This is a genomic window from Euzebyella marina (genome assembly GCF_014855515.1).
GTDB lineage: Bacteria > Bacteroidota > Bacteroidia > Flavobacteriales > Flavobacteriaceae > Euzebyella > Euzebyella marina.
In genome coordinates this window covers 85,223-110,014 of sequence record NZ_JACYFK010000004.1, presented here as the reverse complement: position 1 = coordinate 110,014, position 24,792 = coordinate 85,223, and the positions used below count along the sequence as shown (strand labels likewise).

Annotated in this window: 19 protein-coding genes; 4 read left to right on the top strand and 15 right to left on the bottom strand. The window is 40.3% G+C overall.

What is annotated here, in order from left to right; translation table 11 throughout:
* Positions 1-5 precede the first annotated feature (5 nt).
* Positions 6-1,241: a hypothetical protein gene (locus IL356_RS16365; protein ID WP_121849657.1), complete on the top strand. Its 1,236-nt coding sequence runs from the start codon at positions 6-8 to the stop codon at positions 1,239-1,241.
* Complete coding sequence (locus tag IL356_RS16360; protein ID WP_121849656.1) at positions 1,228-2,763, top strand: cellulase family glycosylhydrolase; 1,536 nt, start codon at positions 1,228-1,230, stop codon at positions 2,761-2,763. Before IL356_RS16365 ends, IL356_RS16360 begins: the two co-directional genes overlap by 14 nt.
* Before the next feature lie 58 nt (positions 2,764-2,821).
* On the opposite strand, the gene IL356_RS16355 is transcribed toward IL356_RS16360, so the two are convergent.
* Together IL356_RS16355 and IL356_RS16350 are read right to left on the bottom strand one after the other, a co-directional pair.
* The gene (locus IL356_RS16355; RefSeq protein ID WP_121849655.1) at positions 2,822-4,060 is read right to left on the bottom strand and encodes a glycosyltransferase; all 1,239 of its coding nucleotides are present in this window, start codon (positions 4,058-4,060) and stop codon (positions 2,822-2,824) included.
* Positions 4,061-4,070: 10 nt separating this feature from the next.
* Positions 4,071-5,336 (bottom strand): oligosaccharide flippase family protein, encoded by a 1,266-nt coding sequence (locus tag IL356_RS16350; protein ID WP_121849654.1) that lies wholly within the window; start codon positions 5,334-5,336, stop codon positions 4,071-4,073.
* 307 nt (positions 5,337-5,643) lie between these two features.
* On the opposite strand from IL356_RS16350, the gene IL356_RS16345 reads away from it, so the two are divergent.
* Positions 5,644-7,701, top strand: a complete 2,058-nt coding sequence (locus IL356_RS16345; RefSeq protein ID WP_225621532.1) for a tetratricopeptide repeat protein — start codon at positions 5,644-5,646, stop codon at positions 7,699-7,701.
* 54 nt (positions 7,702-7,755) lie between these two features.
* Here the strand turns inward: IL356_RS16345 and IL356_RS16340 are convergent, their stop codons facing one another.
* The 13 genes from IL356_RS16340 to IL356_RS16280 all read right to left on the bottom strand — a co-directional run bounded on the left by IL356_RS16340 (position 7,756) and on the right by IL356_RS16280 (position 20,827).
* Positions 7,756-8,073: an Hpt domain-containing protein gene (locus tag IL356_RS16340; protein ID WP_121849652.1), complete on the bottom strand. Its 318-nt coding sequence runs from the start codon at positions 8,071-8,073 to the stop codon at positions 7,756-7,758.
* A 1-nt stretch (position 8,074) separates the two neighbouring features.
* Complete coding sequence (locus tag IL356_RS16335) at positions 8,075-9,127, bottom strand: sensor histidine kinase (protein WP_121849651.1); 1,053 nt, start codon at positions 9,125-9,127, stop codon at positions 8,075-8,077.
* Positions 9,127-10,260, bottom strand: coding sequence for an FIST signal transduction protein (locus tag IL356_RS16330; RefSeq protein ID WP_121849650.1), 1,134 nt, complete (start codon positions 10,258-10,260; stop codon positions 9,127-9,129). The genes IL356_RS16335 and IL356_RS16330 overlap by 1 nt, the downstream gene beginning before the upstream one ends.
* Positions 10,257-11,885 carry a sensor histidine kinase gene (locus IL356_RS16325; protein WP_121849649.1) on the bottom strand — a complete coding sequence of 543 codons (1,629 nt, stop codon included), beginning with the start codon at positions 11,883-11,885 and terminating at the stop codon, positions 10,257-10,259. The genes IL356_RS16330 and IL356_RS16325 overlap by 4 nt, the downstream gene beginning before the upstream one ends.
* A complete protein-coding gene (locus tag IL356_RS16320; protein WP_121849648.1) occupies positions 11,878-12,420 on the bottom strand; it encodes a heme NO-binding domain-containing protein in 543 nt (180 codons plus the stop codon). The genes IL356_RS16325 and IL356_RS16320 overlap by 8 nt, the downstream gene beginning before the upstream one ends.
* A gap of 112 nt (positions 12,421-12,532) precedes the next feature.
* A complete protein-coding gene (locus IL356_RS16315) occupies positions 12,533-12,934 on the bottom strand; it encodes a response regulator (RefSeq protein ID WP_121849647.1) in 402 nt (133 codons plus the stop codon).
* 166 nt (positions 12,935-13,100) lie between these two features.
* The gene (locus IL356_RS16310; protein WP_121849646.1) at positions 13,101-14,105 is read right to left on the bottom strand and encodes a Gfo/Idh/MocA family protein; all 1,005 of its coding nucleotides are present in this window, start codon (positions 14,103-14,105) and stop codon (positions 13,101-13,103) included.
* Between the two features lie 13 nt (positions 14,106-14,118).
* Complete coding sequence (locus IL356_RS16305; protein WP_121849645.1) at positions 14,119-14,925, bottom strand: glycerophosphodiester phosphodiesterase; 807 nt, start codon at positions 14,923-14,925, stop codon at positions 14,119-14,121.
* Between the two features lie 8 nt (positions 14,926-14,933).
* Positions 14,934-16,211 carry a DegT/DnrJ/EryC1/StrS family aminotransferase gene (locus tag IL356_RS16300; protein WP_121849644.1) on the bottom strand — a complete coding sequence of 426 codons (1,278 nt, stop codon included), beginning with the start codon at positions 16,209-16,211 and terminating at the stop codon, positions 14,934-14,936.
* A gap of 14 nt (positions 16,212-16,225) precedes the next feature.
* A complete protein-coding gene (locus tag IL356_RS16295) occupies positions 16,226-18,868 on the bottom strand; it encodes a glycoside hydrolase family 2 protein (protein ID WP_121849643.1) in 2,643 nt (880 codons plus the stop codon).
* On the bottom strand, positions 18,846-19,082 hold the full coding sequence (locus IL356_RS16290) for a manganese efflux pump (protein ID WP_121849642.1): 237 nt from the start codon (positions 19,080-19,082) through the stop codon (positions 18,846-18,848). Before IL356_RS16290 ends, IL356_RS16295 begins: the two co-directional genes overlap by 23 nt.
* Positions 19,083-19,100: 18 nt before the next feature.
* Positions 19,101-19,316, bottom strand: a complete 216-nt coding sequence (locus tag IL356_RS16285) for a hypothetical protein (RefSeq protein ID WP_121849641.1) — start codon at positions 19,314-19,316, stop codon at positions 19,101-19,103.
* Positions 19,317-19,318: 2 nt separating this feature from the next.
* Entirely contained in the window at positions 19,319-20,827 is a 1,509-nt protein-coding gene (locus IL356_RS16280; protein ID WP_121849640.1) for a sodium:solute symporter family protein, read from the bottom strand.
* A 549-nt stretch (positions 20,828-21,376) separates the two neighbouring features.
* On the opposite strand from IL356_RS16280, the gene IL356_RS16275 reads away from it, so the two are divergent.
* Entirely contained in the window at positions 21,377-24,790 is a 3,414-nt protein-coding gene (locus IL356_RS16275) for a SusC/RagA family TonB-linked outer membrane protein (RefSeq protein ID WP_121849639.1), read from the top strand.
* Positions 24,791-24,792: the final 2 nt, after the last annotated feature.

Below are 24,792 nucleotides of genomic sequence, written 5' to 3'. Positions count from 1 at the left end.
ATAAAGTGGGGCGCATTTTAATCATATTACTTCCTTTTTTACTTATTGCTTGTAGCGGTGAGGCTACTATCTCATTACCGCAACCCATCGAAGTAGAATTGTCGGAAGCCCCAAAGCGTATTTATGCTGGCGATAAAGCCGTTATCAGTTTCGAGGTAAGGGGTGAAGGAGTGCCGTATTTAAAAATAGACCAGAGTATGGGGCCAGTAATTCTATACCCTCAAACGAGTGGGGCTAATATAGAATTTCAATTACAGCCCGAAAATACGCGTCAATCGGGCACTTACACTTGGAAGTTGGTTTATTCGGAAGAAATTTTGCAAAAGGGTACGATTGAGGTTTTGCCTAAAGTGGATGAAGTTACCAAAATAGAGACCTATTTTGGGCCTCGAAGTATTAGGGCGGGGGGCAATGATTTTTCAATGTTGTTCGTAGTGCCGACCGACATTTACGATAACCCATTACCTGACGGTACTCAAGTTGATATCAATAGACAGATGGACAATCTACACGACAGTGTCGGAATTGCCATTAAGAACGGATATATCTGGCATAATCTTTATAGTTCTGATACTACTGGGCGTATGCTAGTAAGTGCCGGGGTAGGTGAGGTGAGTGGTAAGGAACTGACTAGTATGATAACCCCATCCAATTCGGTTAATTTCAGTATTGATTACACCCGGGTTCATGAGTACGCCGATGGTAACCAGGTGGTAGAATTCTTCACCGATATTATTAAAGACCGTTTTGGCAATGTGGTAAGTGACGGTACTTTGGTGAATTTTAGGGTCACCGACCAGAAAGCCGCTAGACTTCAAACCGCAGGTACGACCTTGGCAGGTGTCGCCACGGGCAGACTCTTGCACCCAACTGAAGCCAGTAAATGGTCTGTAACCGCTTATGTTACGGGAGAATCGAAGAGTAATGACATCGAACTATCTTTTAGAACCGCTGTTGAAGATTACGATGTTCAATTTTCTGAGGATAACCGAGCAGTACAAATTGGACCAATGCATGGATTTATGGAGCAATTGACTCCCGATGGCCTACTTATTACCTTAAGATTGTACGATGAACAAGGTAAATTAATAGATACCAAAAAGACGAATTCTTCAAAGGGAGTTGGCGCTTTTGAGTTGCAAGAAAGGTTTTATAAAAACGGAAAGTACAAGATAACTATTACCGCAGCAGGTATTAACAAAGAATTTCAAGTAGCTTTAGGCAACGATGAATTGGAATAAGTGGATCATACGAATCGGATTATTGATCACCTTTGTCGGTGTCAATGCCCTTATATTGTTCGGTATCAGTTCGGTATGGTCGTATTTGAATACCGGAGCCGACCGTTCGTCACGTCTGCATTTGAATATTGATGAAGTACGGTCTTACCTACCCAAAGTTGAATGGGATACTACAAAGGTAGAAGGCCGTCCTATAGAGCCCCTAACGTTGGCCGAAATCGAGAGGGATTACCTAAACGGCTGGTATGTAAAGAATACCGCTCTTTTTACCAATAACCGATACGGTATCTCAGATTATTTTACCGACAGCGCCCGCGTAAAATTGCAACGGATACTTGACCTAAATAAATCGAACCAAGCTACCTTCAAGCAAACTTCGTTAAATCATCATCCAAAGCTTGATTTTTATAGTGCTGACGGTACACAAGTATATTTTACCGACCACAACGTACATCTGCACCAAGAATCATTCTTGAACGGTCAATCTGTTTTGAACCAAGAAAATCAAGAAGCTTATAGAGTAATTATGCTACTTGAAGACGGTTTTTGGCGCGTCCGCCATTTTACAAAGTTTGAACCGGCAGATGAAGGGCCTCCGGATGATTTTGTACTCTCCGATAGCACCAGAAAGCTTATTAGAGATATCAAAGGTCTTAATTACTATCCGCAAGATACCCCTTGGGATATGTTCGGAAAAAAATACAACGATACCATTATTGCCAAAGATTTTAATTTGATCAAGGCAATGGGCCTCAATACCATTCGAATCTTTATTCCGTATGAAGATTTTGGTGCAGCCCATGTTGATTTTGATAAATTGGCGAAAGTCCGCTCATTACTCGATTTGGCCGAAAAGAATAATCTTAAGGTGGTCGTTACACTTTTTGATTTCTATGGAAATTATGATGTATTTGATTGGACACTGAACCATAGGCATACCGAGCAAATAGTTACCGCATTAAAAGACCATAAGGCAATTTTGGCTTGGGATGTAAAGAATGAACCAGACCTTGATTTTAAATCTCGAGGTAAGGAGACTGTTTTGGCATGGCTAAAACAGATGTTCAAGGAAATCAGAAAATGGGATACCGAACACCCTATTACGGTGGGTTGGGCCAGCCCCGAAGCTGCGGCAAACTTATCGGAAGAGGTCGACTTCGTTTCCTTTCACTACTATAAGAAGTTAAGTGATTTTACTTCCTCTTATGATACCTTGAAAACGACTGTTGCGAACGATGAAAAACCAATTGTTTTACAAGAATATGGGCTTTCTTCATATAGTGGGGTTTGGAATGCTTTTAAGGGTTCGGAGGAAGAGCAGGCAGCCTATTATGAAGAGATGCAAAGTACATTGATGGATAAAAAAATTCCTTTTCTCTTCTGGACATTATACGACTTTAGACATGTGCCCAAGTCGGTGGTAGGTAGCTTACCTTGGCGCAAACAGCCTCAGCGATACTTCGGATGCTATGATGTCAACGGAAGGCCAAAAGCAGCTTCAAAATATCTCATTCAGTACTAAAAAAGAAAAACGGAATGATGATGATCATTCCGTTTCTTTGAGGGGGTGCTCGATATAATTAAACATCAGTTGTTTCAGGGGACAATTTTATAGCATTAACGTCAATAACTTGACCTTTTGATTTTTGTACTTGAATAGCTTTGAAATAATCGATATACATTTTGGTAATGGTACTCATCGGTAATGAACAAGCAGCCTTATAATTAGCTTGGGCAAGTTCTGTTCTATAGGCGTCATCAGTCAGAATTTTTTGTATGGAATCTGCCAGGGAGTATTTATCCTCAGGAATAAAGAATTCTCCTCTATAACCTTCTTCTCTCACCAAAATACTGAGGTCACCTAGATCGGGTAAAGTCACAGCTTTACCATAGCTGCCCGCTTGGTGCAATACACCCGAACTGCCCGTTGTAGAAGTGTACGGAAAAACAACGACCGCACTTTCTCCAAAAATAACGGGAACATCTTCTTCAGCCACGTAACCCGTAAAACGAAGCTGGTCTACATGGCTGTATTTTTGTTTCATTTCCTCAATATAACCAGGCGTATTTGGGCTATCGGTTCCGGCAATTACAATTTCAATATCTTCATCGGTACGACCCCTAATAACTTCTACCGCTTCGATTAAAACTTCTACTTTTTTATAAGTTCCGAACTTGCCAAAGGCCATTACCTGCTTTGGTCCTGAGGGTAAATTGAAATCAGGAGTTGGCGGCGTTTCGAATGAACCATGGGGAATGAGGGCTATATTCTTTGCCCTATATTTCTTTTCTAAAGTCGAAACATATTTACTGATTGTTACTGCCACAATATCGGAGGCCAAAATGAATTTAGTAAGATTGGTTCCAATAAAGTTGTACGCGTATTGAAGCAGCTTGTTGTCGGTAAAACCTGCGTTGCCCAAATCAACTTTCTCCAAAATATTGTGCAAAAGAGAAATGGTCGGTATACCTCTTTTCTTGCATAGATATGGTAGTAACAAACCTAAGGCCGCGGGTATTTTTTTATCACCGAACTTTAAAAATTGTAGATTAAATAGAATAGCATCAGGCCGGTGCTTTGATATGGCTTTGTTTACTCGTAAAACATTGGTGTAGCTGTTAAAATCCCAACATTCCTCAACGCTAATCTTACAACCGTCCTCTTGAAAATTTAAGTCCTTTGCCGCCGTTGTCTTATCGGTCATCAAAACGATTTCATCGATTTCATCGTGTAGTCTAAAGTGTTTGACCAAATAATAACCATACTCGGTCAAGGTAACTTTACTTGGCGGATAGGCCGTTACAATGGCTAGTTTCATAAGTTGAGATTTAGGGTAAGACCTGGGTCTTGTTCGCTTTATTTCGTATTTCTTTATTTAAAAAGTATATGATTTGAATAACCAAAAGGGATGACATGGCAATAATCTGTACGTGAACTACAGAAGAAAGACTATCATGAAAAAGAGCTACGAGTGCTATTTGAGATAGTCCTAAAACTCCTGAAATTATTACAGGTACAAAATGGTCTAGTGACAGAAAGTAATAGGCAAAAATGTTTGACAGGGCAAATAGCGACGTTGCCAAGGCATATTGCCATAAAAGGGCCGACATTGATAAATAAGAGTCACCGAACATTAAGGTGATGATGAGTTCGGGAAAGAAATAACAAGCCATTACGATGGAGGCCGAAAGTAGACCTATGTAGGTAATATATTTGAATAAAATAGGTGCTGTAGGCTCCCCATCTTTTTCTTTTTGTACTACCGCAGGTAGAAGTAACATCACAAACATCCAGGCGACAAAATAGACCACCCTTCCAATCAAGGCTAGCGAGGCATACAGGCCAGCATCCATGGCTTCAAAATAGTGTTTGACCATTAAGATATCGCTGTTATTGATGATGATTTGCGTTAATTCATAGCATGCCGTAAGAATGATGAACTTGTTCACCTTTTTGCTGTTTTCAGCACTTAGCTTGTCGTTATTGAAGAAGGTAACACCTTTGGCATCTGAAGGAAAAAGACCGAATAAAAACGAGATGAAAATCCCCGTGGCAACTAAAACTCCCGGTTGAACATCAAAAATTAATAGTAATGCCATGGTCAACAATAACCTGCTCCACATTTCGGTCTGGTAAGTGATAGAAAGATTATTGAATTCTTGCCTGCCCTGGTAAGTTCCTCGGTTGACACTCATAAAAAAATATACCGGAATACCGAGTCCGAATATGATGAACATCCAACGGCTTTGCGAATTGAAGAGCTGCTGAAGCTGGCCGGAAAATAATATAATAGCTATACCGACTACGAGGCCAATGAGTGCTGATCGTCGATAGCTGTTCGACTTAAAGATATGCCACTCTTTACCGCTGAATAGAACGGCAAACTTGGCTACAGCCAATTGAAAGGTCATACCCATGAACGATAGCACTAAGAGTAGGGTTATAAGTAGTGCCGCCTCGGAAAAAGCTTCGGGGCCGAGAAATCTACCCAATAACAGATTGTATAAATAGTTACCACCATTGACCACCAATACACTGAGCATAAAAATTTGCTCTTGCGATACCTTTCGCAACATGAGTTTGATAGCGGTCATTTTTAACTGGTTGTATTACAAAATATAGGCCCCATTTGTGTGCCGAGACCTTTCATAAATAACGCAAGTTTTTAAATTTATTGTAAGATATATCTTATAATTACTGTTGATGTAGTAAGTTTGTGAATGTTGAGCTTATTTTTATTCGAATCTTTATATAATAGAGTTTAGCCAAATTTATCTTATCTGGTTAAATAGTATTTTTTGTAGGAAGTTTTCCATTAAAATCCTCCCTTTTTTTAATTTCTCACAACATATTTCGGATAATCGTTCGTTATCTATTTTGTAAATAAAAACTTACGAAATAATGTTTCGATTTGTAATCCTTCTGTTTATTGGTTGCGCATCCCATTTTGTAATCGCTCAAGACGATATGTCTCCTGGTTTTAAAATGTTGGAGAAAGGTGATTTTGAAAAGGCGGAAAGTTTTTTTGAAAGCTATTTGCAAAGTGACCCCGAAAATAAAACGGCCAATCTTTGCTATGGCCGCGCAGTTGGCCTAAGTGGAGACCCTAAGAGGGCTACTGTTCTTTTTGGGTCTTTAAAAGACCAATACCCCAATGACTATGAGATTACCATTAATTATAACGAATCTTTTTTATGGGATAAGCAGTATAATAAGGCAAAACCGCTGTATCAAGATTTGGTTGAAAAATATCCGGATAAATTTGGTGCCGTGCTGGGATATGCCAATACCCTATCTAATTTAAAAGAATATAAAGAAGCCTTGGTTTGGGTCAATAAGGCCATAGCCTTAAACCCTGAGAATGAAAGTGCCAAAGTTTCGAAAAAATACATTCGCTTGGGTTATGCTAATGAGTATGTCAATAATCAGAGTTACAAAAAGGGTATCAAGTTGCTTCTTGAAATTTTTGATGATTTTCCTGAGGATAAAGATGCTTTGCTCAATTTGGCCAATGTCTACTTGATTACTAAAAATACAGATAAAGCCAAATCGACTTATCGAAGATACGCTACCTCTAAAAAAGATTCCATAACGGCCATCAACGGTATGGCATTGGCCGAGCATATTGCTGAAAAAGATAAGGAAGCCTTAAAACAGGCTGAATTTGCCAAATCGATGGTTTCTGAAATCACGGATGCTAAATTGACCGAGCAAACCCTAAATAGATATGTACAAGCTTTAATCTGGAACAGAAAATACGGGGATGCCAAAAAGGAGATAGAAAAACTTGAAAAAACGTACCCCGATAGTAATTGGGTGCGCGCCTTAAGGGCCACTTTAGGTATGTACACGGCCAAATTCAAGATGAGTATCGAAAACTATGATGCTATTTTGGCCAAAGACAGCGCTTCTTTCGATGGCAACCTAGGTAAGGCCAATGCACTTTTTGCTTCAGACCGGGTTGTTCCCGCCTACAAAGCGGCTTTTCAAACTTTAAGAATTTTTAAAAACCAAAAAGATGCCAAAGGTTTTATAGAAAAGTTGAATGGTATGTATACCCCTCTGGTAGAAGACCACGCCGCCTATACGTTTGATAATGGCAATAATGTGGCCATCTCCAATACAATCTCGGCCTCTTTGCCATGGAGTACGAAATTTAAAACATCACTAAGCTATCAATACCGAACTACCGAAAACTCTTTGATACTTAATAAAGCTGAATCTCATGTGGCTACCATCGGTCTTGATTTTAAATTGATGCCGAATGTTAGCCTAAATGGAGTGGCCGGTATCAACAATAGCCGATTTGAGACATCATATACCCAACCGGTAATGAATATTAAGTTGGTCACCAAACCCTTTAGATTACAAAATTTAGAATTAGGTTACCAGAGGGAGATCCAAAGTTTTAATGCAGATTTGATTGAGCGCGAAATAGTAATGAGCCATTACGGACTAAATTATAACCTCGGAACCAATTTTAATTTGGGTTGGTACACCCAATTGATTCATACCCAACAGTCCGATGAGAATACTCGAAACCTATTGTTTACCTCTTTATATTACTCTTTGATGCGAAAGCCGGCACTTAAGATCGGGCTAAACTATCAGTACATCACTTTTGCCGAGCAAGTACCGACTATCTACTTTAGCCCTGAAATTTATAGAGCGGGTGAATTCTTTGCCGATGTACGCGGTAATTTTTCCGAAAAGACCAAGTTCATGGCAAGTGCCGCCACGGGTATACAAAAAGTAGAAGAAGACCCTCAAACTCCCATATTTAGGGCAGAGGCTGGTCTTACCCATGATTTTAGTAAACGGTTCAGTGCCAATGTTTATGGTAAGTATAGCAATATAGCATCAGCAACGGCAGCCGGTTTTGAGTTTACGGAAATGGGACTAAAAATCAAGTGGATGCTGGGACAGAAACCTGTTTTCTATGCCAAGCTGGATAAATAGGTAGAAAGGTAAGGAGAGGGGATATAAAAGTTGAAGAAAAAGCTTTTTGGAAATCTAGAGTTCCGTTATATAGGCGCCTACCATATCGAGTACAGCCTCAAAATCGCTCCCTTTTTCGGTATTGTTTTGAAGAAGGTCCGCTTCAAAATCTTGGGCAAGCTGGTATGATTTTTCAAGACCAAGTATATTGAACTTATGCTTGATTTTATGAACTATCTCCGCGGTTTTTGTGAATTCCTGGTTTTTAAGGGTCGTTTCATACTCCTCCCTTTCCTGCGGAAACTCCTCCTTTAAAATACTGATGAACTGCATGGCAAAATCGTGGTCATCGCCAGCCAGTTGCTTTATATAATTGGTATTTGGGGTTTCCATGTTATTGTTTTTTTAATGTAAAGTAGAAGGTCGTACCCACATCAACTTTAGACTCAAGGCTTATATCGCCTTCGTAAATATTGATGATTTTTTTGACCAGTGATAGCCCAATACCTGTGGCATTGTTATCGTTACTCAATTTACCGAACATATCGAAAATTTTTGATCGGTGATGTTCCGGTATGCCTTTTCCATTGTCGGAAATAAAAAAGGTATAGTAATAAGGGTTGACCTTATGGCCTATTTTGATAATGCCGCTCTCTAAATGTTCGGTTGCCGTGATGGCATTGGTAATAAGATTGGTGAAGAGTTGTTCTAAGCTATATTTTTGACCATAAATGGTAGGCAATTTCCCGTTATACTCCAATTTCACATTCTCTGGAACATAAATGGTGTTCTCTATCTCCTGTAATAGATCGGAAATATTGATATTGGTTTTCTCTTCTTCTAAAGAAGAAACCGTGGCGTGTTTTAAAACGCCATCGATTAACCTATCCATTTTTTCCAGATTTTGAGCAATCAATTCTCCATTGGCCTTGCTGTCTTCTGAGAATTTATCTTGTTCTTCATCTAGAATCCAAGTGAGAAGGGTACTAATATTTCTGATAGGCGATTTAAGGTCGTGCGAAACAACGTGCGCATAATTGTTCAAAGACTCGTTTCGGGTCTCCAGTTCTTCCATGAGCTTGTTTTGCTCTGAAGTCATTTTTGATAATTGCTCGGCCTGCTCGCCAATTTTTTTCGCAAGGCTTTCTACATCAAGAATATTTTCTTTAGACCCATCTTCGATATGCAGGTTTTCGTTCAAGCTTTCTAGCGCTTTTTCAAGCGAATCGATAATCTTTTTTTGACGACGGGCCTCGGCTTCCAGTTCTCTGTTGGCCTCATAAAGCTCTTTTGAGCTTATCGCAGTAGCCCTTTGTATCATGGCGACCTTGTCGTCTTGGTCTTGATATGATTTTTGAACGGCATCTAAAAAAGTCTCCAATTCAGGATGGTCTCTTAAAGATTCCGGTAAATATTTACGAATTTGTCTTTTTAAAAGTGAATGCATTATTCGCTCAAGAGTGTTAATGTCATTGTTTGATTATGCAATTTACACGATTCTTCCCCAGCAAAGGGCGCCATTTCACCATAAGAATAAAAACCTGTTACTGCGGCTTGTGAACCTACGATATCAATCACTTCTTCTACTTCATCTTCGGTTCGTTGGTCCATTACCAATTTACGACCTACACAGCTGACCAATAGGGCCAGTTCCGTTTTATTTTTACGTAGTTCAACAGCTAATTTGGCCGCTTCCCTAGCTCCATCTGCAATGTCATCAACTGTAGACATCATCAATTGAACGGAGGAACCCTCCGGTACATTGCCCGCCAATAGCATTGAGTTCTCTTCTTCGTCTATATTGAGAATGGTTCTTACTAAGGGTTTTGAACCATCGTGTAAATCTACATTTAAAGGATAAAATAATGCCGAGTAGGGCAAATCTTTAGCCTTATCCCCCAAGTATTGTTTATAGAGGTCCAGTGCAGGTTTTCCGTCAAGCTCATATAAAACATTGCCGTCTGATTTCGTAATCGTACGCAAAGGCCCGAAGACCGACCAACCACCGTAGTTGGCACTGGTAATTTCTAGACTATCTCCGTACAGACCGACAGCAATAATTTCCCCTTCTTTAGGGTTTGAATTGTAGCTACAAAGGGTTCGTTCGAATCGAGCATCGTCTCCGCAGAGTCCGCCACTCAATCCTACTTTTGAACTTTTTATTTTCTCGAGACCTGAAATGAGAGTGCTTCCGTTCACAGTACTACCCTCAGAGACTACAAAGACATGTTTAAGGTTTTCAGAAGGAAATTCCTCCATTAATTCCTTACCGAGAAGTTCGTCGTCACCGTCGTAGTCTGCCAAGTTTTTGCTCTTGATTATAAACGTACTTCGCTCAAATTCGATGGCCGTTAAAACCATTGTTTTTTCAAACACGTTTTCGTTGAGAATTTCACCACTCGTTGAGCCCATGATGATGTGCCCCCCTGGAAAAAGTTCAGCTATTTCAGAATAGATATTTTCAGCCTCTAATTGGTAACGGTCACCAAATACCAGAACCAAAGGGCTCTTTAATTCTGTTTTCTCCGTCTGAAAAATCCAACTTCCACCTTTTTCTTTTTTTGCCTGTAAAATTTTCATGCCTGTGATTTTGACTGCTCGGTTAATAACGATTTCTTTAGGGTAAAGTGAAATTGTGTACCAACCCCGACCTCACTGTCTACCCAAACATCACCTTCGTATCGATCAACAATTTTTTTCACAATGGAAAGCCCAATCCCCGTAGATCGTTCTTTATTTCCGATTGATTGGAATATCTTGAATATTTTCTCGTGGTATTCTTTGGGTATACCGACCCCATTATCTTCGATAGTAAACTGAAATAAATCTTTATGTTCTTTAAAAAGCACCTGAACAAGACCGACCTCCCTTTCAATATGAACGACGGCGTTACCGATTATATTCTGAAATAACTGTTGCATTTTGGTGCGGTCACAAATAATGGTTGGTAAGGTTTTAGGCACTTTAACGCTCACATGATCCGGAATATATATGGTTTCTTTGATTAATGCTATTACCTCGTTCAGGTCGACCTCACTGCTTAATAGTTGTGAGCTATTCGCCGTTGAATATTCTAGAATGCCTTGAATAAGCTTATCCATAGATGCTACCTTCTCTTGCATTAGAGAAAGTTGTTCTTGGCCTGCCTCATCTAGTTTATCATGATAATCTTCTTTGATCCAGGATGCCAAAGCGCTAATACTTCGTAAAGGAGATTTTAAGTCATGCGAAACGATATGCGCATATTCTTGCAGGTTTTTGTTACTGGCCTCGAGATCCGATAAGAGTTGTTCTTTTTGTTCTTGAAGTTCTTGTTCTTTGGTAATGTCTTCAATGACCACCACTTGAAACTTAATTTTTCCTTCTTCGTCTCGAACAGCGCTGATATTGGTTTTTGCAATGAATGTCGCCCCGTCTTTACGAACATATTCTTTGGTCATTGACACATTGTCTTGCCCCTCGGAATTTAATTCACCAACAAAATCAGAACATTTTTCTTCATCGTAACAAGTTGTAATTTCGTTTGGGGTAGAGTGTATCAATTCATTTTCAGTATAGCCCAATAGCTCTGAAAATCTTGGGTTCACTTTAATAATCTTACCATCAACGGTTAAAGCAATACCGAGTGGTGAATTATCAACGATTATATTAAGTTCTCTTCGCTGTTCGGCCAAGAGGTTTTTAATTTCTGTTTCTTGGCTTATATCTCTTATAATACCATGAAGTCCGATAGGTCGACCTTCGGTATCGTAAATGACGCTACCGTTGATTTGTATGAATTTATGCGACTTGTCGCGAACAACGATTTTTGCCCTGTAGTTTTTTAAAACCCCCACTTTCTTAAGCGATTCGAATGCCTGAAGGGTGTATTCAACATAATCGTAGTGTACCATCTTGCCTACATTGATAGGCTCTTTTCTGTGGTCATAACCCAAAAAGTTAATGGCAGAATCATTCATGGTGATCACATTGTAATCTAAGTCAAGAATGACATAGGGATCAATGATTTCCATAAAAGAATCGCTGAGGTCGGTCTGTTTTTTATTCAACAGACTCTCTAATTTGCTATTTGCCGCCTTTAAATGGCGGGTCATATCATAAAGCTCCTTAGATTTTTCTTCCAGAATTTTTTCGGCCTGAATTCGGGCCTGCTTTTGGCGTTCTAAGGCTCTTTTAAGTAATATTACTTCTTTGTTATTATCCATTTTGAACGATATCAAACTGTACCTCGGTACCGTCTTCTTTCAACAATTTGTAGGTTACTTTTGCTGAACTGTTATAGTGTTCAAAACATTTTTCGATTAGGCCATGGGCCAATCTATAGAGACCGCGAGAAGAAGAATAGACCATTGATAGTGAATTGTCGGTCTTTTCTAAAATCTTGAAGGTGGGCAACTCGGCTTCGGGATATATCTTTTGAACATGTACATGAATATGGTCTTCTATCGCGTAGATTAGACCAAGCGGGTTTGAATAGCTTTGTATCACCTCGGGGTGTGCCTTGCCTAAAGAGGTGAAAAGATAATGCCCGAAGGTGTAAATTAGGGTATCTACATCAATCTTTACCTCTTCGCTGAGGTTGGTGATCAAGCTGACCATTTCATTAAATTCGTAGGTGCCAATGGCGGTGTATATACCGTTGGATGGTAAATTTGAAGACTCAATAATTGAATCGGCCACTTCAAGCCCGAACTTCTCTTCTACCATTTCGAGAAATTCTGTAAAGACTATTCCTTTCATTTAGTACTGTGGTTTGAAAGGGCCCCGTTTTGATTGCCCCTATTAATTCAGTATAAATGTAGGAAAAAGCCTTCCTTTTGATAAATAAATGTTGTGAAATGTAGGAAAAACGTTATGCCTTCACCAATTCACTTACTTCCCAGTACTGCACAACCTTTGTTAACTTGTCTTCGTAATCCTCATATTTCAAAGGCTTGAGAATGTAACCGGCAATACCAATTCGGTAGCATTCGAGCAAATCGGCACGGTTTTGAGATGTTGTAAGCATGATAGTAGGTAAATACTTATAATGCTCATCGGCCTTCAATACTTTCAAGAACTCGATACCACTCATTCGGGGCATATTCAAATCCAACAAAATAATATCTGGAAGTTGGTCTGCAGAGCCAAGAACTTCTAAAGCCTCTTCACCATTTTTAGCTTCGGTAATTTTGTGCTGTACTTTTAGTTTGGCCAAGATGCGTTTGAATTTCATCGTTTCAATCGCGTCGTCTTCTATAAAAAGTATGTTCATGGTGAAATATTTTGGTTGCCCTATGGTAAATATAATGAAAAGTTGGGTTGAATAACCAGTTCTAATAGAGGGTGATAGATTTATGGCATCTCGGGAAAGAAAAACGTTAAGGTCCTTATCTTATTTACTAAAGGGATTTGGTTAATCGCTTATGCCCTTTATGTTTTTATAAATCGATAGCATTTCCAGATGTTGAGGACGCATAAGCTGCATCGACAATTTTTAAGACGACTTGCCCTTCTTCGAGACCGGGAACAGGTTGGGTGCGGGTTTTAACGCACTCTATGAAATAGGCCATTTGCTTGTCGTAAATTTTCTGGTCGCAGTGTTCTTCTTTTGTAGGAAATTGGGGTGAAATGGTTTCCATAGATTCCCCGTTTTTTAATTTTAACTCGGTAGGGAATAGGTTGGCATAACCTTGGGTGCCGAATAGGGCTGTGCTGGCTTCCGGACCATCCATATGCGGATGCCACCAACCACTTTCGATAATACTCTCAGTTCCATTTTCCCAAGTAATAACTATTATACCAGTATCATCAACATCATAGTCACCAAATCGAGTGGATATGCGAGCGTATACCTTCACTGGTTTTGGGTCGTTCAGAAGAAATCTTACCGTATCGATGGCATGTACGCCCATATCGGCCAAAGCACCGCCACCGGCAAGTTGCTGGTCTGAGAACCAACCGCTAGGCCCCCAATTGACATGAATGCCATAGCCTTTGGTTTTGAAAATCGGTCCGAGTTTTCCCGATTCAATTGTTTTTTTAAGGTATTGGGCCTCTTCATCAAACCTCCACATATGGCCGACCATCACCAATTTTTTTGTGCCTTCAGAGGCTTTTCTTATCTCTTCTACCTCGCCTGCGGTAGTGGCCAAAGGTTTCTCGATAAATACATCTTTGCCGTTTTTTAAGAATTCTATAGAATGAGGCGCATGAAGCGAATTGGGCGTACTTAAGACAACAGCTTCTATTGAAGGGTCTTGAAGAATAGGTTCAATACGCGTAAAGGCATTTTCTATTTTATATTTATTGGCAAAAGCCTGAGCACTTTTTTCAGTTCGTGCCACGATTGCCGCTATTTCTATAGCATCTATTTTCTGAAGTGCGCGAATATGATATTCGGCGATATAGCCTGCTCCAATAAGCGCAATTTTAATCTTCTTCATAGTTCGGAATGTTTTATTTCGAAGTTTCTTCCACCGAGTAGGCCTCCAAAAGAAGTGCTAGTTTATCCGTAAGAATAAAATCGATTCCTGCAGCAAACAGAAATTGCATTTCTTCAACGGAATTGGCATCAAAATAGTTGATTGAAACCCTGTTGGATTTTAAGTCTTTCACATCTTTTGCAAGGTGCTCATGTTCGCGCGATTTTTTCAGTTGAATATGGCCATAGCCCATTTGAATGGTTTCTTGAACATAGATTTTTCGGGAAGAGGTTCTTTCCATATTACACATTCTCAAGGTGGTGTCGACCGACATTACACCTCTTGCAGCTTTTTTTCCACAGGCAATGATAGCTTGAAACTGTCTTCCCGATTCTATGATTTGGTCAGCTACCTTCTTTCCTAATTCTTGCCCACCTTTTAAGTGTACATTGAGCCAAACATTGGTAGGCATTACTTGAAGAGCTTCCTTGAGTGTCGGAATTCTTGTTTCTTTGAATTTCTCCGATTTCCAAGAACCGGCATCCAATTTTTTTATATCGGCCAAGGTCATTTTTTCGACAAGACCCGAGCCATTGGTAGTTCGGTCAACATTATCGTCATGAATCACTACCATGTAACCATCTTTAGTCAATTGTACGTCGAATTCAATCATCTGGGCGCCTAACCTGCTGGCTTCCTCAAAAGCGGGAATCGTATTTTCAGGATGATTTTCAGTAGCCCCTCTATGGGCACAAATTCCTTTTTTAGGTAGATTGGCAGGCTCTTGGCTAAAAAGACCAAGATGTAAGGTGAGTAGTAGAACGGATATAAAAGAATTCATGTTTGAAATTACATCAAATCGTCAACGTGCTGATAAATTTTTTCGATAGCGTCTGCAATCAAATCCATATCACTTTTGTCACCCATCAAGATTTTATGGTGTAAACACACCGATTCATGTTCAAAAAGGCGTTCACAAACTGGTAGGGAAATCTTTTTGGGGTCAATAGCTGACCAATAGGCATCGTTCAATTTATGTCGGGCAGGCTTCGTATGAGGCACGTACAGCGAACAATTGTTCAATGGCTCATAACAAGCATCGACAACTATATTGAGTTCAGCCTGTAATGCTTCGCGAAACCTACTTATGGGTAAATCTTTGAATGCTTTCTTGTCATACCTAAATGCAAAATTGAAATAGGCCTTTTTAGTTTCTCTTATGTCGCGCTTTAAAGGTGTTAAACCGGGAATTTTAGAAAGCAAATCGTTCAAATAAGCTCCGTTGTCATCTCTATTCCTGTTTTGGTCCGGTAACCGTTTAAGGCCTTCAAGCAAAATCGCTGCCTGAAATTCAGTAATTCTTAAATTGCCCGATTGTAAAAAATTGCCATCATCGCCATAGTCACCAATGCCTTTGTCTCCGCTGTTGAGGCTGCCTTTAGGCCTTCTGCCACAATTACGTAGGGCATCTAATCTTTCGGCCAATTTAGGATTGTTCGTTGTTACCGCACCACCTTCACCAGCGGTGAGGTGTTTAGATAACTGGAAACTGAAACTGCCTATATCGCCAATACTGCCGGCTTTTTTTCCCTTCCATTCTCCGCCGTGTTTGTGGGCACAATCTTCTATAATGTACAAATCATGTTCTTTTGCGATTTTCAATATGGCATCCATATCGGCAAAAGCACCATAAAGGTGCACGGGTACAATCGCTTTTGTTTTAGGCGTAATGGCTTTTTTAATAGCTTCGGGGTCAATGCACCAAGTGTCTTCTAAAACATCAACTATTACGGGTGTTGCATTTACGTCAATGACGGTAGCGGCAGTCGCCTGCCATGTAAGACCAGGAATAATTACTTCATCTCCAAGACCAATTTCTAGAGCTTCAAGGGCTATTTGTAAAGTAACGGTTCCGTTAACGGTACAAATGCTATAATCGGTACCGGTGAACTCGGCGAACCGTTTGTTGAATTCCGTTTCTTTAGGTCCGTTATACGACCAGACCCCGCTGTTCAAAACTTCGAGAAGGGCCACTTCTTCCTCTTTTCCCCAAACAGGCCATTTCGGCCACGGGTTTTTTACGGTATCCCTCATTGGAGGTCCTCCTAAAATTGCTAGTTTTTCCATTTTTGGTACTCTATCTAGATATTCTGTTCTACTTGATTGGTATCAGCAATTTTAACGGATTGCTCAATATTCGTATTCCACCCTGAAACTTTCACTTTTGCTTCCCCATCCTGTTTGAACCTGGTTTTTAAAACCCTTTTCTCATGTGGTAATAAGCTTATATAGTTGTCATTCCAAAAAACCGGAACTATAAGTTCTTCATTTTCATCGACCAATTGGGCACAGATTAAAAATGCTATTTCATCATTTCTGTTTTCAATGAGAACTTCTGCTATCAATTCGCCGTTTGATTCTTCTATAGTGTACCTAGCATCTAAATTTACCTGTGGCAATTTTTTGAGTAGGGTCAAATCAGCATATTGCTTGCTAGGGGTATGAAAGGCGAACTCGCCCAAATTGGCCTTATAATCCAATAGTTCTTCTTGGGTCGATAGCCAATAAAAATTGGTGTTCAATTGATTGCCATGGGTGTCGAATAATCGAAGGTCAAGAAAGTAAGTAGTCGTCAGGCCTTGTATTTCCTCTAATCTCATAATGTATTCTGAAGAGTCTGCCTGAGCATTTAGAGTTCTGCGGGCACTGAACAAAAGGTTCGAATTTATGTCATACACCCGAACCTGTGCCATCAATTCTTGAGAAGGTTTCAATTCATCATTGACCACATAGATGTGATGATTACCATAGTTGTAGATTATCTGAAGGCTTGAACAGGCTTTTTGAACGGCATAGAACGCACCTGTGGGCACTAGGTAATAATCATACACTTGCCAATACATTTTAGGCCATGCAGCATTGAGCATCCATTGTATGATGCCCGTCGTTTTAGATTTATTGACGCGAAAAGCTTCGAACATAGGCCGCATTAATTCGTAATTTAATGCTTGAGCCTTTTTATCGAAGTCATAAATATTTTCGGGGAGACCGTATCGCTGTTCGATGGCCTCATTAAACCGGCTCAAATCGGCAAATTCATATCGGCCGCAATGGTAATTCCATACCTCGCTAATCGGCCACAACTTTTCTTCGGGAATGAACTTCTGAATGCTTTGAAGCACTGGAACCTGAGCTCCTGGCCCTGTTTCTGTATTAAAGCCATAAGCCCCACCAAAATTAACGTCAGTGTACCAATAAACCGGTGCCGTATATGCGTAAGGGCCAAGCATTTTCACCCCTGAAGAGCCGCTAATTTCACTCACCACATCTTCACTACCGATCACATGCTGGTCACTTCCGACACCCCCTGTTGAATTCAAATAAGGTCGAGTAGTATCATACTTAGTAAAGCTTTCGATATATTTTTCTTCAAGTTCGGTAATGGGTACTTTATCACTGGCCACGGTCCAAACAAAAATACTCGGATGATTGCGCAACCATATAATTTGGTCTTCCCATGCTTTGGCCACATGGTCGATATCGTCTTTTTTGTAAACGGCACCGAATCTTTCACTTACGGGTACGCCCATATGTATTTCATGTTCCCAATGACAGCTCCATCCCGCCATGATCAAAATACCATGTTCGTCACAGAGGTCATATATTTTTTGGTCAGTTCCCCAAAAACCCTCTAACCGAATACAATTGAGGTTCATCTGCTTTACATACTGTATTTGAGCTTCCAATTTTTCATGGGTATCCATGAGCAAAAGATCATCCGTCCATCCAGCACCTTTGATTAAAAGTTTTCGGCCATTGATTTTGAACCCTCTATGAATATCATCCACCCAATAATCAGCGGTGCTCCGTATTCCAAAACGTGTTTCGGTCTGGCTCCAAAGTTCATCATTGACCAAAAATTCGATTTGTAAGTGGTACAGGTTTGGCTCACCAAGACCAAGTGGCCACCATAGTCTAGGATTTTCCATACGCAACTCCGGTACTTGTTGTGAATCAATTTCGACCAGTTGATGCGAATGAGGTTTTAGCGTTACTGACTTCGAAAATTTTAGATTTCCAATTGACCCTACTATTACACCGGAAACCTTGTTTTTGGTACGGTTGTGTACATCGGTTGTAATTGTCAATTCGGCAACGGTACCTTCGTAATTTTCTAAATGGGTTTTAACGAATGGGCGTTCAATAAGTGCTCCCCCGTGCAATTTTAACTTAACAGGTCGAAATATACCCATGTTACCGTCTGGAGGGGCCGGATTCCAATCGACAAAGCCAGTGCTAAAATCTCCCGGTTGGGGAGGAATCACCTCAATTGCCAACATATTTTCGCCATCTTCTAAATAGGAAGTCACAGGAAACGAGGTAATCTTATATGCGCCATCTATTTGATTGATATTGGCAACCAAATGGCTATTTAGCCAAACATTTGCTTTATAATTGATTCCTTCGAATATCAATTCTCCAAATAAACCTGACTGTTCTTCTGTAAGATGAAATTGCTTGCAATACCACCAAGGTACTTGAAATTGGTCTGTTGGTATTTCCTTTAAATTCTTACCGAAATAGGGTTGTTCGTAAACCTTGTTTTTTACCAGAGCTCCAAGAACGGTGGTAGGCACCGAACATGATAACCAACTTTTACTCAATACGGGGTTGAAGGATAGCTCTTTACCAGATTCTGAAATATCTGAAGATGAACTAATTTTCCAATTATCTAAAAGTTCTAAATGAAAATACTTCATACTATTCGAACCTTTCTTGAGCATTAAGTTTGATTTGGGTCAGTTTAGATTTCCAGATCATACCACCCCCGATACCCAATAATATAAGTCCGGCAACCAAATCGGTCATTTGTTGAACAAAAGTTTCGGTAAAAATCATGGCAAAAATTACAATGAGCCCAAATAGGGCTATAAAAACACCCAAAGCTTGGTTGATTTTTGCCGTTTTTAGTTTATTGGTTATTTCGATTTTATTCATAACAAATTCAATTGTTTGTTAAAAGAGATAGTAGACGGTGGCCAGAATACCGAGTACAACGGCCGACCATATTTTAAGATTGTTGTACCAAAATCTCTCTTCTTTCGGTACCCCTTCATAGATATACTCGTTAGGTAGCAACATTACGAAAGCACCGATAACCAGGTACAAACCGAAAAATATCATTTTGGCGGTTTCCTGAGGGATGTCAGAAGCCCAGTCGAAATTTAGCATATCTATACAGTTTTTGTTTTCATTACAATTTTAGAGCTGAACACCAGTCCTTTTAACCTTTCCTCACTATGCTTCTTGGTCAATAGGCTTACCGTAATATTGATGATAAAAGCCACTAAGAAAGACCACCAAGAGATATAGAGAAACGGATCTTCAATATGAAAGAATTGCTCCTTAAAAACATTTAGGAATACGGCAAAGGCAATACCGATAACCAATGCCGAAAGGCCGCCCCATTGTGTGGTTCTTTTCCAAAAAATTCCCAATAAAAGAATGGCAAACAACGGACCTTGAAAGTATGACATAAAGGTTTGAATTGCCACATAAATACCAGGGAAGTCACTACTGATAGGTGAAGTTGCAACCCCAAATACGAGTAGGGCAAGCGTAGTTATTTGTCCGACTTTTAGATAGTGTTTGTCGCTAGCTCCTTTTTTAATGAAAGGCTCATAAATATCTTTAGTAAACAAAGTGGCGGTTGAGTTTAATAGTGAATCGACACTGGACATTAGACCTGCAAAAAACGCAGCGAACATGAGGCCGACCAACCCTGGAGGCAAGATACTTTTGATCATCATGGGCAACGCTTGATCGCCATCGGCCAAATCAGGATGTACAACAACGGCCATTAACCCTGGAAACAATACCAATATGGGTATAAACATTTTTAAGGCAGAGCCAAAAATCATACTAGCCTTGGCGTGCCATTCATTCTTGGCGGTCAAGCATCGCTGAACAATAGATTGATTACCGATCATATAAGCATTCGCCATAACGAAGGTAAGACCGAACAAGATACCTGTCCACGGAAAGGGAGACGAGGTGTCAGATGGTTGAATAATATCGAAATGGCTCTGATACTCAGGGCCCATAGTAGCAATTTTTTCGACCATGTTGTCCCAACCACCTACGGCATGTAATCCTAGAAATACTAAAGCGAACCCACCAATGAACATGATGATCATTTGTACCACATCGGTCATGATTACCGCTGTGATGCCGCCGAAATACGTATAGAGACCTACAACCCCTGCGGTTGAAAGTATAGAAATCCATATAGGCCAGCCCATTAGTACATTTAGAAGAACTGCACTGGCCCAAAATAAGACCCCAAGGTCGAGGGCGAAAAACAGGATCCAGGTTGCTGAGGCAATGGTGCGAACCGATTTGTTGTATCGACGCCCCAAGTATTCCGGTATGGTATACATTCCGCCTTTCCAAAAATAAGGAATGAATATAAATGCCGCCAATAACATGGCAGGTACCGAACCTACCCAGTCAAAATTACCTACCGATACTCCGTATCTATAGGCCTGGCCCGAAACGCCCACGAAATCAAGCGCACCGATATCGGAGACTACGATGGACATTCCTATCGCCCAAAAAGGAAGGCTTTTTCCTCCTAAAAAGTAATCTTCGGAAGAATTGACAAATTTCTTGAAGTACAGACCTAAAAGCAACATTCCTACGATGTAGGCTATCACAATAAAATAATCGATTCCGGCAAGCATGTTTGATGGTAGTTTGATTGACTACAAATAAAGACCAATCAATTTCAAAACAGTTGTTATATTTTATTCAATTCACATTAAATATTGACCACTTGGCTCTGTAAACCTTTAATAAGTGACTATTTGAGTTAAAATATGTACAATACCGGTATCAGTAATTCAGCTTGTTCGACTTTTGCATTAATTAAGGTTTGGCAAATTTTAATATGGAATATTAACACATAGTCTACACTAATCTATATAGGTAATTGCAAGAGGATGGGAGAGAACATAGGGGTATCTTATTAATGATGGTATTTTCTTTCCGGAAATAGAGGATAGAGGCTTGTGAAAAGGGCTCAATATCTTTTCAGTATAATAGTTTTTCACTTATAATTAATGATATATTAACCATTATTTTCTTTTATGATAAAATTGCTCTTTTTGAGGTTAAATTAGCATAGGTAATTAATAATATACCATGTGTTTCAATAGCGAATATCAAATAGATTTGTGTCAAAAGTGGAACATCAAAATCAAAAACAATCCTAATTAACTAATTCAGCCACAATGAAAAAACCAAAAATCCATTTGTTCTTTTTTCTTTTGTTCGCCCTTTACGCCACCGGCGTAATGGCACAAAGGGAAATTACTGGGGTCGTCAGCAGTACTGACGGGGAGCTCTTGCCCGGGGTTTCCGTGGTTCTCAAAGGAACCATCAATGGGGTAAGTACCGATTTTGACGGTAATTATAGTATAAGTGTACCTGGCAACGATGCCGTTTTGGTATTCTCTTATATTGGTATGTCAACCCAAGAAGTTGCCGTTGGTAGTCAAAATACCATCAATGTATCGCTAGAGGCCAGTTCAGAGGCCTTGGATGAAGTTGTAGTAACTGCATTGGGTATCTCTCGGGAGAAAAAATCTCTAGGGTATTCGGTGAGCGAAGTCGACGGCGATGCCTTGGACAATGTACCGCAAGAAAACGCCCTTAATGCCCTTTCGGGTAAAGTGTCAGGTGTGGCCATCAATAGTACAGGAGCTCCCGGATCTTCTGTAAGTATGGTAATAAGAGGGGCCACCTCTTTATCAAGTGATAACCAACCGTTATTTGTTATTGATGGTGTACCTGTTTTTAACTCTTTAAACAACGTTGGGGGCGTCGGTAGCGATAACCGTGTAGACTATGGTAATGCTATTTCAGACATCAATGCCGATGATATTGCAAGTATGACTGTGCTTAAGGGAGCCAGTGCGGCAGCCCTATATGGATCTCGTGCAGGTAATGGGGTCGTACTTATTACTACCAAGTCAGGTAAGGCCAAAAAGGGTATGGGGGTTACTATTAACTCCAGTACTGTTTTTGATATTCCTTATCGTTATCTCGATACTCATACGAGATTCGCTGCAGGTTCAAGACCTTATACAGAAGATAACTTTCCTTCTAACGAATACGGCGCTATTTTAATTGGCGAGACCTCTTCAGCATGGGCAGGTCCTGCTTTAGATCAAGGCATCAGGGCGATTCATTGGCCTTATACCGAACAAGAAATTGCTAGTGGTGTGCCAGTTCCGCGTGAGTTGAAATCGTATAACAATGCGGCCAATTTCTTTAATACGGCGATAACCTCTACCAACAATATTTCAATTCAAGACAACACTGAAAAGTTAAATTATAGGTTGTCTTATACCAACTTGGAAAACAAAGGGTTTGTCCCCAACTCAGATTTGAGCAAGAACAGTATCAATTTGAATTCTTCATTGAAGTTGTTGGATAATTTTACCGTAAGCTCAAGCTTAAATTATACCAAGACGGCTAGTGATAACAGACCGGCAGGAAACAGGGGAGCCAACCCGATTCAGGCCATGTATGAGCTGGCACCGCATATAGACGTTCGCGATCTAGAAGATTATTGGTTGACAGATTACGAAGGCTTAAGGCAAAATTCGCCCTATGCGTTCGGCGATGACCCAACGCAAACGGAATGGAACAACCCTTATTTCTTGGCCAATGAAATCAATAACGGTTTTGAAAGAAATCGATTCTACGGAAATGTAAAGGCCGATTGGCAGATTACCGAAGACCTTTCAGGTATGGTTCGCTATAATTTTGATGAGGTGAATGAGGTTCGTGAAACCAAGGTTTCCAATGGTTACACCAATGAGATCAATGGTGCTTACGGCATTACCGATATCTTCAGAAACGAAACCAACATCGACTTTTTGTTGACTTATGCGAAAAAGTTGAATAATTGGGATTTTTCTGCCTCTTTCGGCGGTAACAGAAGGGTAAATAGAACATCGCAAGTGACCAACGCCACCAAAAACAGTGGCCAAGGTCTTTTAACTCCGAACTTGTTTAATCTAAGCAATATTTCTCCTGAGAACTTGGACTATACTTCGTACCAAACTGAAAAGCAGGTAAATAGTTTGTATGGTTTGGCAAGTATTGGCTTCATGGATACGTTCTTCGTAGATGTTACCGGCCGCAACGATTGGTCTAGTACACTTCCTGAAAGCAACAACTCTTATTTCTACCCATCCGTTTCGGCGAGTTTATTGGTAAATAATGCCATCAATATGGGGAATGAGGTCTCTTTGGTAAAATTGAGAGCTGGTTACGCCGAAGTAGGTAATGACACCGACCCCTATAACCTGGTTCCAATTTTGAACAGTGGCAATTCATGGGGTGGCGGTTCTTTACTTTCGGTACCCGGAAACCTATTAAATCCTGAGTTAAAACCAGAGTCTCAAAACTCTTGGGAAGCAGGTGCCGATTTTGCTTTCTTCAGCAACCGCCTTCGCTTCGACTTTACATATTATGAGAGTGATAACAAGGATCAGATATTTCCTGTGAACACCCCTGTTTCCTCTGGTTACAATTCTAAATTTATCAATGCCGGATTAATTACCAGTAAGGGTATCGAGGCTGGTTTCGGGGCTACTATATTGGCCAATGAAGATTGGAATTGGGACATGAATTTCGTATTCAACAGAAACCGTACGCGAGTAATGGAATTGGCCGACGGCATGAACTCGGTCACCCTTTGGACCGATGCAAGAGGAGGTGCCATTACTTGGTTGGGTGAAGAAATCGGTAACATTTTCGATGCGGCGATGGTACGTGTCGAAGACCCAAATTCGCCTTATTTTGGTTGGCCTATCATTGATGACGAAGGTTTCGAAAGCAGCGACAGAACTAGAGAAGATGAAGATGGTAATAGGGTTGCTCCGATTATAGGAAACTTTAATCCTGACTTCAATATCGGTATGACCACTAGCGCTTCTTATAAAAACTGGACGCTCTCAATGAATTTCGATTGGAGAAAAGGAGGTCAATTTGTTTCTCAAACACACCGCTACGGTGAATCTGATATGCACACCCAGAGATGGCTTGATAAATTGCATAATTTCAGTGACGTAGGTGATTTGCCTGCCTATTTAAGAGAGAATGCCGATCAGTACCTTTCACCAGATGGCGAGTTCTACGTGCTAGTCGGTGGGCCAACTGCCGAAGATGGTGGTTTTCCAGTTGAAGATGGCGGTATTACTTTGAGCGATGGTGTGTTTATGCCCGGTGTTCAAGGAGAATATGATGAGAACGGAAATTTTGTGGCAACCGCAGAAAACTTAGGTGGCCCTGGAACTATTTACACCAGATATCAAGATCACTATGGTTGGGATTTTACAAGAAATGCCACTTTTGACGCCGATTACGTAAAACTTAGGGAGATTTCATTGACCTATAATGTACCGGTCAAGACCATCAAACAGATTGGTTTTCAAAACTTGGCCATTTCACTTTACAGCAGAAACCTCATTTTATGGACCAAAGCCGATATAGGTATCGACCCTGAAATGGCTTTTCAACCAGAATCTAGTGAGCAGGGTAGAAGTGGTATTCAGTTCAAACAAGGTATTGAAAGGTTTAACGTAAACCCTTGGGCAGTTCCAATCGGGTTTAAATTGAGCGTAGGGTTTTAAAT

Bases quoted from the DNA above. Each gene is read 5' to 3' on its own strand.
- IL356_RS16360 (WP_121849656.1), top strand. From the start codon at position 1,228: ATGAATTGGAATAAGTGGATCATACGAATCGGATTATTGATCACCTTT.
- IL356_RS16355 (WP_121849655.1), bottom strand. From the start codon at position 4,060: ATGAAACTAGCCATTGTAACGGCCTATCCGCCAAGTAAAGTTACCTTG.
- IL356_RS16350 (WP_121849654.1), bottom strand. From the start codon at position 5,336: ATGACCGCTATCAAACTCATGTTGCGAAAGGTATCGCAAGAGCAAATT.
- IL356_RS16345 (WP_225621532.1), top strand. From the start codon at position 5,644: ATGTTTCGATTTGTAATCCTTCTGTTTATTGGTTGCGCATCCCATTTT.
- IL356_RS16340 (WP_121849652.1), bottom strand. From the start codon at position 8,073: ATGGAAACCCCAAATACCAATTATATAAAGCAACTGGCTGGCGATGAC.
- IL356_RS16335 (WP_121849651.1), bottom strand. From the start codon at position 9,127: ATGCATTCACTTTTAAAAAGACAAATTCGTAAATATTTACCGGAATCT.
- IL356_RS16330 (WP_121849650.1), bottom strand. From the start codon at position 10,260: ATGAAAATTTTACAGGCAAAAAAAGAAAAAGGTGGAAGTTGGATTTTT.
- IL356_RS16325 (WP_121849649.1), bottom strand. From the start codon at position 11,885: ATGGATAATAACAAAGAAGTAATATTACTTAAAAGAGCCTTAGAACGC.
- IL356_RS16320 (WP_121849648.1), bottom strand. From the start codon at position 12,420: ATGAAAGGAATAGTCTTTACAGAATTTCTCGAAATGGTAGAAGAGAAG.
- IL356_RS16315 (WP_121849647.1), bottom strand. From the start codon at position 12,934: ATGAACATACTTTTTATAGAAGACGACGCGATTGAAACGATGAAATTC.
- IL356_RS16310 (WP_121849646.1), bottom strand. From the start codon at position 14,105: ATGAAGAAGATTAAAATTGCGCTTATTGGAGCAGGCTATATCGCCGAA.
- IL356_RS16305 (WP_121849645.1), bottom strand. From the start codon at position 14,925: ATGAATTCTTTTATATCCGTTCTACTACTCACCTTACATCTTGGTCTT.
- IL356_RS16300 (WP_121849644.1), bottom strand. From the start codon at position 16,211: ATGGAAAAACTAGCAATTTTAGGAGGACCTCCAATGAGGGATACCGTA.
- IL356_RS16295 (WP_121849643.1), bottom strand. From the start codon at position 18,868: ATGCTCAAGAAAGGTTCGAATAGTATGAAGTATTTTCATTTAGAACTT.
- IL356_RS16290 (WP_121849642.1), bottom strand. From the start codon at position 19,082: ATGAATAAAATCGAAATAACCAATAAACTAAAAACGGCAAAAATCAAC.
- IL356_RS16285 (WP_121849641.1), bottom strand. From the start codon at position 19,316: ATGCTAAATTTCGACTGGGCTTCTGACATCCCTCAGGAAACCGCCAAA.
- IL356_RS16280 (WP_121849640.1), bottom strand. From the start codon at position 20,827: ATGCTTGCCGGAATCGATTATTTTATTGTGATAGCCTACATCGTAGGA.
- IL356_RS16275 (WP_121849639.1), top strand. From the start codon at position 21,377: ATGAAAAAACCAAAAATCCATTTGTTCTTTTTTCTTTTGTTCGCCCTT.